Below are 9,032 nucleotides of genomic sequence, written 5' to 3'. Positions count from 1 at the left end.
TTGAGATTCCTTCGCGTCAGCGGGCCGTAGGCTCTGGAGCGGGGGTTATGGCGTCCCCCCCAGGGCCAGGGCCGCGGGGCAAGCAAACCGCACCTCAATCGAGGATAAACATCTAGGGATCCTCCGCACAGGGGACGGCAGCCTCAGAGGGGGCAGCTTGTCCTAGGCTATCCAAAAAATGCTGCAAGAGCTGAAAGCGAGGTGGGTTAAGACTGTAGTAGATCCAGCGCCCCTGCTGGCGAGCGTTGACCAACTGCGCATCTCGCAAGGTCTTTAAGTGAAACGAGAGCTTGGATTGGCTTATCTGCAGCTTTTCGCAGAGATCGCAAACGCACAGCTCGCGCCCACGCAACAGTTGCAGTGCGCGCAGGCGAATTGGATCAGAGAGAGCGTGAAATCCCTCCCGTACCTGCTCACACAGCAAATCCCCCTCTACCTTGGCCAACCACGAAACCATCCTTCAACTAGGGTAGCAAGAGCTTTGCGCCCCCACCGGCAAACACTCCTCCCACCCCAGTTGTTCCTGGGCTGGGAAGGCCGCCATTGCTCTGCAGCACCGGCGCAACCCTGGGTTCGCACTGCCTCTCATCAGGCCAACCCCGGCAGCAGTTGGTAGTGCAACACCTGCGGTGGCCGAGCAAAGTAGGGCTCGAGGAGGGCGCGCCAGCGGACAAAGTTTTCCGATTGGCGGAAGTTAACCAGATGGGCCTCCAGGGATCTCCACTGTACCAGCAACAGGTACTGCTGAGGGTACTCTAAACAGCGCTGCAGTTGGTGCTGCCGATAGCCATCGGTTTGTTGTAGGTAGACAAAGGCTTGCGCGATGGCAGCTTCGAAGGCAGCTTCAGAGCCGGGGGTGACTTCAAACTGAGCCACCTCCAGGACAGGCGAAGGGTTCATAGGCTAGGTATGCAGGCCGCACTCGGTTTTGGCTGTGCCCTTCCAGCGGCCGGAGCGGGGATCCTCCCCCGGCTCCACCGGCGCCGTACAGTGGATGCAGCCAATGCTGGGATAGTTGCGGTCGTGGAGGGGATTGTAAGGGATCCCGTGGTCGAGAATGTACTTCCAGACTTGGCCGTTTGTCCAGTCGGCGAGCGGGTTGAGCTTGAGGCGGTTGCGCTTGCCATCCCACTGCACCTTGCCGATATCGGCGCGGGTGGAAGACTGCTCGCGGCGCATCCCAGTAATCCAGGTGGTGCAGTTGGCCAGGGCGCGATTTAGGGGTTCCACCTTGCGGAGGTTGCAGCAGAGGTCAGGGTTGGTGCGGTACAGCTCCGGCTCATACTGCGCTGCCTGCTCTTCCGGGGTGAGCAAGGGCTTGAAAACCTCCAGTTGCAAATCGGGGTAGCGCGCCAGCACCTGTTGCTGGAGTTGCAGGGTTTCCGGGAAGTGAAAATCGGTATCTAGGAAAAAGGCGCGAACCTGAGGGCGAATGGCCGTGAGCAGATCGATGAGAACCAGATCTTCCGGCCCAAAGCTGCAGGCCAGCACCAGCCCGTCCCCAAACTCCGCCACGGCCCAGGCCAGCAGGTCACTTGCAGAAAGAGGCTCAAATCGCTCGCTCAGAGAAGCTACTTGCGGCTGATACTGCTCTCGTAACGCCTGAGCCGCCAGCTCCCAGTGGCCAGAGGAAGAAAGGGTTGCAGTCATAGGGGAAAGACACCAAATCCAAGGCTCTTTGCCTTTTTAATCTACACTAATTCGGTCAAGGTTTAGGATTTTTGGCTATTGGGCAACGGCGGGCAGGGATCGGGCTCCCTTGGCGCGCAGGGGGATTTGTCCCCAGCGATCCCGACGAACCCCCATGACCAGGCCATGCCAGAGAGGTCTGGGACCTGGCTCCGGCAGGTGAACCCAGTGGTAGCGCAACACCCCTCGCCGTGGGTTGATATCCAGCTCAAACACCCGCAGAGCGGAGACCGGCCCCACGAGAGGAGGCGCTGTCAGGTAGGGGATCCCGTCCTGCACATAGACCCTCGGCACGTGCAGATGTCCACTCAACACCGCCACCACCCGCCCGTGGTCGGCTAAGAGGGTATGCAGCGCTGCAGCTTGCTCGCTGCGGAGCCGGTACTTGCGGAACAAAACCGCATCCATGTGGGTGGGGGAGATAAAGGGAGGCTGATGGATGAGCAGGATCAGCCATTCCTCGGGCACCGCCTGTAGATGTTCGCCTAACCAGTGCAGTTGCGAGGGGCGCAGCACGCCCTGGGGCAGAGGGAACTGGCCCAGGCTGGCATCGAGGGCAATCAAGCGGATCCCGGGCAGGGGGGAAAGGCTGTAATCGACGTAGCCCGTGGGGGCAAGGGGCAACGGAAATTGACGTTGGCACCAGCGGATAAATTGCTCCCGGTTGAAGCGCCCCTCCCTCCCCAAGGTATCGATATCGTGGTTGCCGAGGCTGAGGTAGTAGGGCACCCGCAGTTGGGCGAGAATCTCCTGGAACAACTCAAAGCTCTGCGGATCGGCTTGATCCACCAAGTCGCCAGTGAACACCACAAAGTGTAGATCGGGCACTTGGTTGAGATGGGCAACAGCAGCTTCCAACTGGTGGCGAGGGGAATCGGACATCCACCAGCAGCGGCACCCCGTCTCCGGCATCAGGTGAACATCTGAGACTTGGGCAAAGCAAATCCTTTGGGTCGCCATCACCTAGGCACTTATTCACACCTCACGCCCGCATCATAGTCAATAACCAGCCAGAGGGCTATGGACTTCTCTTAACCTCTGCCGGGGTACCGAAGGGGAGTTGCGGTTGCTGCGATTTGGAATCACGACCAATGAGTCTGATTCTTGTTCCGGCGCCGCTGCCAAGCAACTGCTAGGGTGTAGCGACACGGATCTTCGCCAAGAGGATCCCTTAGTTCAAGCAAGGAGAAAAAATCATGTCTGCTACCACCCTTGTTCGTTGCGCCTGTGAACACTGCAACTGCAGCTTCGAAAGCAGCCAAGGCTATCGCTACGAAGGCCAACTCTACTGCAGCGAAGCCTGTGCCACCCATGACCACGCCCACCCTTCGCCTTGCTGCGTGGCCTCTCACTGCTGTCAATAGCAGGTTGGCAGGGATCGCTCACCCCGGCTTTTGCTTTCCGGGATCCCGTGTTGCTTCTCTCCCTGGGCAGTTTTTGATACGCTCCTAAGGAGCTTTATCCCTGTCGGCCCGGGGGCCGGCCCAACCCGTTGGCATGGAATACCGCTGGGATCTGCTGTCTACTCCACCCCAGTTTGATCCGGAGCTGAGCCGAGAATACGGCAAGTATGCAGCCAAGGTGTTGGCCTTGCGTGGGCTGCACAGCCGGGAACAAGCGCGGGCCTTCGTCGATCCTAATCGGTATTCTCCCACGCCAGCGGAATCCCTGCCGGATCTGGAGCGGGCGGTGGCGCGGCTGCTGGAAGCCAGGGAAAAAGGAGAAACCCTCTGCATTTGGGGAGATTTCGACTGCGATGGCGTTACCGCCACCAGCCTCTTGCTCTCGGCGTTACAGACCTTGGGCTTCCGAGTCCAGTTCACCCTACCGCTGCGCAGCAGCGAAGGGCATGGCTTGAACCCCCAGCGGCTACAGCAGGTGCTGGCTCAGGGCTGCCAAGTGCTCCTGACGGTGGATTGCGGCATGGGCAATGCCGCCGAAATTGCTGCCGCCCAAGCCCAGGGGGTGGATGTCATCGTGGCGGATCACCACACCCTCCCGGATCCCTTGCCCCCTGCCTATGCTGTCATCAATCCCTTGCGTCTGCCAGAAGACCACCCGCTGCGCTTTCTGCCAGGGGTGGGAGTGGCCTACAAGATGGCGGAGGCCCTCTACCAAGCGCTAGGGATCCCGGGCGTAGAAGAGCACCTGGATCTGGTGGCGGTGGGGATCGTGGCCGATGTGGCGGTGTTGCAGCGGGAGTGCCGCTACCTGGTGCAGCGGGGCCTGGTGAGGCTGGCCAAGACGCAGCGTCCGGGGCTGCGGGTTCTTTTGGATTGGGTGAGCAACGGCCAATCCTCAGGAATGCCGACAGCCCAAGACATCGCCTTTCGCCTTGCTCCCAAGCTGAACGCCATTGGCCGTTTGGACGATGCCAGCCTGGCGGTGGAGCTGTTGACCACCTCCGATCCGCAGCGGGCCCAGACGCTGGTGGAGCATTTCGTTGCCCTCAATGAGGAGTGTCGGCAGCTCACCCAACAGGTGCTGCAAGAGGTCAGCCAGCAGGTGGAGAGCTTGGATCTGGCGCGGGAGCGGGCCATCGTCCTGGCCGGAAGCGGCTGGAATGCAGGGGTTTTGGGAATTGCCGCGGCGCGCTTGGCGGAGCAATACGCTTGCCCCACGGTGTTGATCGCCAAAGATGAGAGGAGGGGACGGGGCTATGGCTCGGGCCGCTCGATTCCGGGGGTGAACCTAGTGGAGGCCATCGAGGCCGTGCGTCCCCTCTTGCTGGGGGGAGGCGGACACCCCATGGCTGCCGGGATCCAAGTAGAGCTGTCTTGCCTGGCCGCCGTACAACTGGCTTTGCGGCGGGAGCTAGCCGCGCGGGTTAGCCCGGATCAGCAAGCTCGCGCCCTGGCGGTGGAGATCGTCATCGATTGGGAACTGTTGGCCTCTCAGGGCCGGGATAGGGTGGCAGAGCTGGACGAGGTGTATCGGCAGTTGCAGCTCCTGCAGCCCCTTGGCCACGGCAATCCCAACCCCGTCGTAGCCCTGATGAACGTTCGCCGTGGTAGCGTCCGGCTGGGAGTTTCTCAGAAGGGTCGCCACCTGAAGTTTGAGCTGGGATCCCGTACCCTCTGGTTTTGGGAAGCCGGCGAAGAGTTGGAGCGGTGGCAAGAATGCCGGGCCTTGGACATCGCCCTGCAGTTGGAAGCCGACGCCCAAGGCAAGCAGCCCTGGCAGGGCAAAGTACTGGCGGTGCGCCCCTCTGGTAACTGGCAGGCGCCCACCGTTTTCGTCCCCAGTCTTCAGATCCGGGATTACCGGCAACGCCCCCTGCCGGATTCCCTCAAAGGAGTCCTCTGCTACGATGGGCAGGCCCTTCCTCTCGATCAAGACTTCCTCCTGCCGACAAAAACAGCCCTGCTGCTGGCCCGCTGGCCCTGGCTGCCAGCAGACTTGGCCCAACTGCTGCAACAGGTGCAGCCGCAAACGCTGATCCTGGCTGCTTCTGGCCACCGCTGGGAGCGCCTCCCCCACCAAATCGCCCAACTCCAGGAATTGGGGCGGACAGGCCGATGGGATCCCCATGTCCTGGCGGCGGTAACCGGCTTGCCCTGGCAGTGGCTGGCGGAATTGGAGGGGCCGGAGCAGATCCCGACACGGCTGCTGGGCCGTATTCAAGAATCCCAGGCTTTTCACCGCTGGCTGGACGAGGTCAGCGCCGCCCAGATTGCCCAACTCTGCCAACGGCTGCTGCAACCGGATCCCCTGCCAGCGGTTTTTCCTCCGAAGTAGAAGACGACAACTGGGCACAACCACTAGCCAACTTTGGGATTGTGCACCAGGCTTAACCCTGCCGGCTGGAGTTGTGCATCTTCGGCTCTGTCGGGCAGCAGGCGCAAGGGGGAACCAAAGCGGCCAACGGCTATGGTGTTGTGCAAGCCCGGCACCTGGCGGATGGATCCCTGACGTAGGCAGCGGTGCAAGCGCCGCAGCAAAAATAGATCGGCCTCGGAGCACTCATCTCGGAACAGCCTCACGTTGAGCTCGTGTTCCTGAGCAGCGGTGAGCAGACCGGTCATCATGGCAGTTTGAATGATTTGCTGCACAATCGTGCTTTTGATCTCGCTCATGGTGTGGATGCTCTTGGATTTAGACTTTTCGCTGGTTTTATTCTCGACAAGACCCTTTGAAATGAGCTCCGCCGAATGGCGGATTGGATATACGCACTTTGCCGGCTTTTTCGCTGCCCAAGATCCAGGGTCCTTCACTGATTTATAAGCTTCGACTTTGCTCAGATCCCATGCGGATAGAAACCTACATTGGCGATGCGTCAGACTTTCACATCTAACTCGAAGCCAGAGCAGCAATTGGATACGTAGGGATCCAATCTTCGCTGCAGTGCGGGATTAGACTCAACAATGGGTTGTTTGAACTTGCCAAAGAGTGGCCGATTCCACGATTTTCCGAGCCGTTGTTTGAAGCTACAAACAGATGTCTGTAGCAATACGGAACTGGGAAGCGTCGCTTGTTACCGACAAATGGCGTAGGCTGGATTGGCCTTTTATCTGGGCTTTGTGGGACAGGAAGGCACCCAGGATGAGCGGCAACTTTGTGTTGTGTTAGGGTGGGGGCACTCTGTGGTGGCGGTTGGCTATGTCGGAAAGTCCCCAACAAGTTGGCTGTGCTGCCCCGCTGGGCTGCTGCAGCTGGGGTTGTCTGGATCTGCTGGCGGTGTTGGGCTTGGGGCTGGTGGGGGCAGGGATGGGATCCGCGCTTCGGGAGCCTATCGCACCTACCAATTCGCGGTGGAGCAGCTCGCACAGAATGCGGTGGTGGAGCGGCTGGGGGATCCCCTGCGTCCGGGCTGGCCCTCGCGGCTGCGCTTTCAGGGCGCTATAGGGATTGGCAAAAGACAAGGGCTAAGCGGAGGGATCCGGTAGGGGCTTACAGTCTACCAGTTGCGGCTCCTCTTGAGGAGTGAGGGTTTTCAGGTCTAGCAGTGCCGTTCCTGCCGGCGCCTCAACAGCGGGGCTCTCGGCGAGGTTGCCCAGCAATAGTTTCTGCAAAGCAGCCTGGGCCGGTTGAAACTGGGGATCCAGCTCCAGGCAGCGCTGCAAACTGGCCTGGGCCGCTTCTCGCTGGCCGGCCTGTAGTTGGATCAACCCCAAGGTATGCCAGAAGGCGGGCCGCTGCGGCTCCAGTTGCGTAGCCCGTTGGGCGTCGGCCAGGGCCAGCTCCAACTTCCCCAGCTTCAGGGCCTCCCAGGCGCGGTTGTTGAGGGCCACCGCGTCTTCTGGGGTGAGCTCCAGGACGCGCGAGTAGGCTTGCGCTGCTTTCTCTGCATCCCCCAGGTCGCCATAGACCAGGCCCAAGGCAAACCAGCCCCAGGGATCCCGTTCGTTGAGGCGGGTCATCTCTTGGGCGGCGGCAAGGGCTTCTTCCAATCGGCCCAGGCGGCGCAAGCTGGTGATCTGGCCAAACCAGCAGGCAAAGCTGCCAGGACGCTGCTGCACCAAGCTCCGGAACTGCTCCAGGCTGGCCTCGTGTTGCCCCAGCTCCTGCTGTGTCACCGCCAGGGCATAGCGAGCCGGGAAGTCCTCTGGCCGGATCTTCAGGGCCTCCTCAAAGTGGATGCAAGCCTCCTTCAGGTAGCCCAATTTCTGGAAGGCCACGCCGCGGGCGTACCAGCTTTTGGGGTTGTCGGCGTCGTAGCGCAGGGCACGTTCCAGGGCTTTGCTGGCCAGCCGATATTGCCCCAGGCGCAGCAGAGCCACCCCTAGGTTATGGAGCGTAATGGGATCCCGGCGGCGCAGCCGCAGCGAGCGCTTGTAACACTCGATGGCCGAGCGCAGCCGCTGGCAGTGGAACAGGGCATTGCCTTGGTAGCGCCAGACCCGGCCACTTCTGGGGTTGAGCTTCAAAACCCGGGCAAAGCTGGCCGCCGCCGAGCTGGGCCGCCGCAGCCGCCGCAACACGATCCCACGTGCCAGCCAGGTGCGGGGCTGTTGGGGGTTGTAGCGCAGCGCCTTGTTCAGGCTGTTGAGGGCCAGCTTGGGCCGCTTGAGTTGCATGAGGCGAATGCCGCGGTTGTGCCAGGCCAGGGCGTCCTCCGGGTTGCTCTCCAGCACCTTGTCGTAGTTGACCACCGCCGCTTTGTACTGGCCCAGGCGCCCCAGAATCAGGGCCAGGCGCAGCCGCGTCTCCTCGTCGTAGGGGTTGATGCTCAGGGATCCGTTGTAGCTATCCACCGCCTCGCGGTAGCGGGCCAACTGCACCAGCACATCGCCGCGGCGGCTCCAGGCCAGGGCAAAGTTGGGATCCATATTCAAAGCGCGGTCGTAGGCGGCCAGGGCTTCGGTTAGGTTGCCCCGCTTGCGCCACTCCTCGGCCCGATCGAATTGAATATCGGCGCTGTTCCACTGGAACAGGCGCTGAAGAAATTGCAAAATGGCAATCTTACGTGCCCCTTCCTCCGGTGTGGCAGAGGGCATTTCGCCAGTGGCAATGCGCAGGATGGCTAGCTGAATGGCTCGTAGGAAAGCTTGGAACCCCCGCACTTCCTCATCTTCAGGAGGTTCCTCGCGGCGGTGGTATTGCAGCCGAAATCGCTGCAGATCTCCAGGGGTGGGAAAGCTGGGATCCAAAAAGTGCATCAGCTCCCGGGCCCGGTACTCAAACAGCACCGGATCTTCCTCAGAGCCGCTAAAATCCAGCAGCGGCGCTTCTGCCAGGGGGCGGGGCAGCTCGGCGGGCGTGTGAAGTAGGGTCAGCAGGCGCTGGTTCTGTCGGGGCGGAGCGTGGGAGAAGCCGCTGTAGAGCTCATCTCTAGGCCAGGGATTGGCGACAAATTCCGGTGAGGCCACCACCCCGATCCAGCGGCATTGTTCGATGGCCAGTTGCAGCTCCAGCCGGCGGTCGTCTCCCGGCTGCAGCATCCAGCGGTCAAACCAGACCTTGAAGTCCTCCCGATCCAGCCGCTCCGCCAACTGCCGCGCCCAACGGGCCTGGGCCCGGTGGTAGCGCAGGAAGAGATCGAACTTGTAATGCCCGGAAGACATGAACGTCGGCTCGCTGCTCTTTTCCAGCTTATCCTCGCTGCTCTTTTCCAGCTTATCTTTGCCACCGCCTCGGCGGCTTAGGGCGTTGCCCTTCCCCGACTGCAAGATCGGCGATAGTTGAGGAAGGGTTGGTCAGGAGGGGGAGATGGCAAGCGGAGTGCTGGCGATTGCCGCAGCGATTGGCTTGGTGGTTTTGCTGTTGGAAGCGATTCGCTATCGCCGCTGGGGATCCCTGCGCCGTTGGCAGCCGGCAATGGGACTGGGCCTGGCGGCCCTGGCAGCGCTGGGGGCGGGGCTGGGACAGTTGCCGGAACCGGTTCCGCTGGCCCTGCTCTTGGG

At 61.4% G+C, this 9,032-nt stretch carries 9 protein-coding genes and 1 pseudogene; 4 read left to right on the top strand and 6 right to left on the bottom strand.

Translation table 11 applies throughout. The annotated features are described in order from the left end of the window. Nucleotides 1-112 precede the first annotated feature (112 nt). From NW852_RS07940 to NW852_RS07925, 4 genes are all read right to left on the bottom strand, one after another. Nucleotides 113-457 carry an ArsR/SmtB family transcription factor gene (locus NW852_RS07940; protein WP_414366079.1) on the bottom strand — a complete coding sequence of 115 codons (345 nt, stop codon included), beginning with the start codon at nucleotides 455-457 and terminating at the stop codon, nucleotides 113-115. A 131-nt stretch (nucleotides 458-588) separates the two neighbouring features. Further along, entirely contained in the window at nucleotides 589-900 is a 312-nt protein-coding gene (locus NW852_RS07935; RefSeq protein ID WP_414366080.1) for an antibiotic biosynthesis monooxygenase family protein, read from the bottom strand. 3 nt (nucleotides 901-903) lie between these two features. Further along, nucleotides 904-1,650, bottom strand: coding sequence for a phosphoadenylyl-sulfate reductase (locus NW852_RS07930; protein WP_414414889.1), 747 nt, complete (start codon nucleotides 1,648-1,650; stop codon nucleotides 904-906). A gap of 75 nt (nucleotides 1,651-1,725) precedes the next feature. Beyond that, the gene (locus NW852_RS07925) at nucleotides 1,726-2,649 is read right to left on the bottom strand and encodes a metallophosphoesterase family protein (protein ID WP_414371114.1); all 924 of its coding nucleotides are present in this window, start codon (nucleotides 2,647-2,649) and stop codon (nucleotides 1,726-1,728) included. Between the two features lie 236 nt (nucleotides 2,650-2,885). On the opposite strand from NW852_RS07925, the gene NW852_RS07920 reads away from it, so the two are divergent. Together NW852_RS07920 and recJ are read left to right on the top strand one after the other, a co-directional pair. Further along, nucleotides 2,886-3,053, top strand: coding sequence for a hypothetical protein (locus NW852_RS07920; protein ID WP_414337946.1), 168 nt, complete (start codon nucleotides 2,886-2,888; stop codon nucleotides 3,051-3,053). Nucleotides 3,054-3,186: 133 nt separating this feature from the next. Next, nucleotides 3,187-5,427 (top strand): single-stranded-DNA-specific exonuclease RecJ, encoded by a 2,241-nt coding sequence (gene recJ, locus NW852_RS07915; protein ID WP_414426615.1) that lies wholly within the window; start codon nucleotides 3,187-3,189, stop codon nucleotides 5,425-5,427. A 23-nt stretch (nucleotides 5,428-5,450) separates the two neighbouring features. Here recJ and NW852_RS07910 read toward each other — a convergent pair whose 3' ends face one another. Beyond that, on the bottom strand, nucleotides 5,451-5,765 hold the full coding sequence (locus NW852_RS07910; protein WP_414366086.1) for a hypothetical protein: 315 nt from the start codon (nucleotides 5,763-5,765) through the stop codon (nucleotides 5,451-5,453). 582 nt (nucleotides 5,766-6,347) lie between these two features. Here NW852_RS07910 and NW852_RS07905 point away from each other — a divergent pair. Continuing rightward, complete coding sequence (locus NW852_RS07905; protein WP_414371110.1) at nucleotides 6,348-6,575, top strand: hypothetical protein; 228 nt, start codon at nucleotides 6,348-6,350, stop codon at nucleotides 6,573-6,575. Here the strand turns inward: NW852_RS07905 and NW852_RS07900 are convergent. After that, nucleotides 6,555-8,693 (bottom strand): tetratricopeptide repeat protein, encoded by a 2,139-nt coding sequence (locus NW852_RS07900; protein ID WP_414371108.1) that lies wholly within the window; start codon nucleotides 8,691-8,693, stop codon nucleotides 6,555-6,557. The two genes, NW852_RS07905 and NW852_RS07900, sit on opposite strands and share 21 nt — an antisense overlap. A 145-nt stretch (nucleotides 8,694-8,838) precedes the next feature. On the opposite strand from NW852_RS07900, the pseudogene NW852_RS07895 reads away from it, so the two are divergent. Beyond that, nucleotides 8,839-9,032 (top strand): annotated as a pseudogene (locus NW852_RS07895) (hypothetical protein); the annotation flags it as partial.

The organism is Synechococcus sp. H60.1, from assembly GCF_047462335.1.
GTDB lineage: Bacteria > Cyanobacteriota > Cyanobacteriia > Thermostichales > Thermostichaceae > Thermostichus.
Note: the sequence above shows the minus strand (reverse complement) of the source record. Positions and strands in the feature narration are given on the sequence as shown.

Excerpts from the sequence above, each read along its gene's own strand:
- NW852_RS07940 (WP_414366079.1), bottom strand. The coding sequence starts at position 457 with ATGGTTTCGTGGTTGGCCAAGGTAGAGGGGGATTTGCTGTGTGAGCAG.
- NW852_RS07935 (WP_414366080.1), bottom strand. The coding sequence starts at position 900 with ATGAACCCTTCGCCTGTCCTGGAGGTGGCTCAGTTTGAAGTCACCCCC.
- NW852_RS07930 (WP_414414889.1), bottom strand. The coding sequence starts at position 1,650 with ATGACTGCAACCCTTTCTTCCTCTGGCCACTGGGAGCTGGCGGCTCAG.
- NW852_RS07925 (WP_414371114.1), bottom strand. The coding sequence starts at position 2,649 with ATGGCGACCCAAAGGATTTGCTTTGCCCAAGTCTCAGATGTTCACCTG.
- NW852_RS07920 (WP_414337946.1), top strand. The coding sequence starts at position 2,886 with ATGTCTGCTACCACCCTTGTTCGTTGCGCCTGTGAACACTGCAACTGC.
- recJ (WP_414426615.1), top strand. The coding sequence starts at position 3,187 with ATGGAATACCGCTGGGATCTGCTGTCTACTCCACCCCAGTTTGATCCG.
- NW852_RS07910 (WP_414366086.1), bottom strand. The coding sequence starts at position 5,765 with ATGAGCGAGATCAAAAGCACGATTGTGCAGCAAATCATTCAAACTGCC.
- NW852_RS07900 (WP_414371108.1), bottom strand. The coding sequence starts at position 8,693 with ATGTCTTCCGGGCATTACAAGTTCGATCTCTTCCTGCGCTACCACCGG.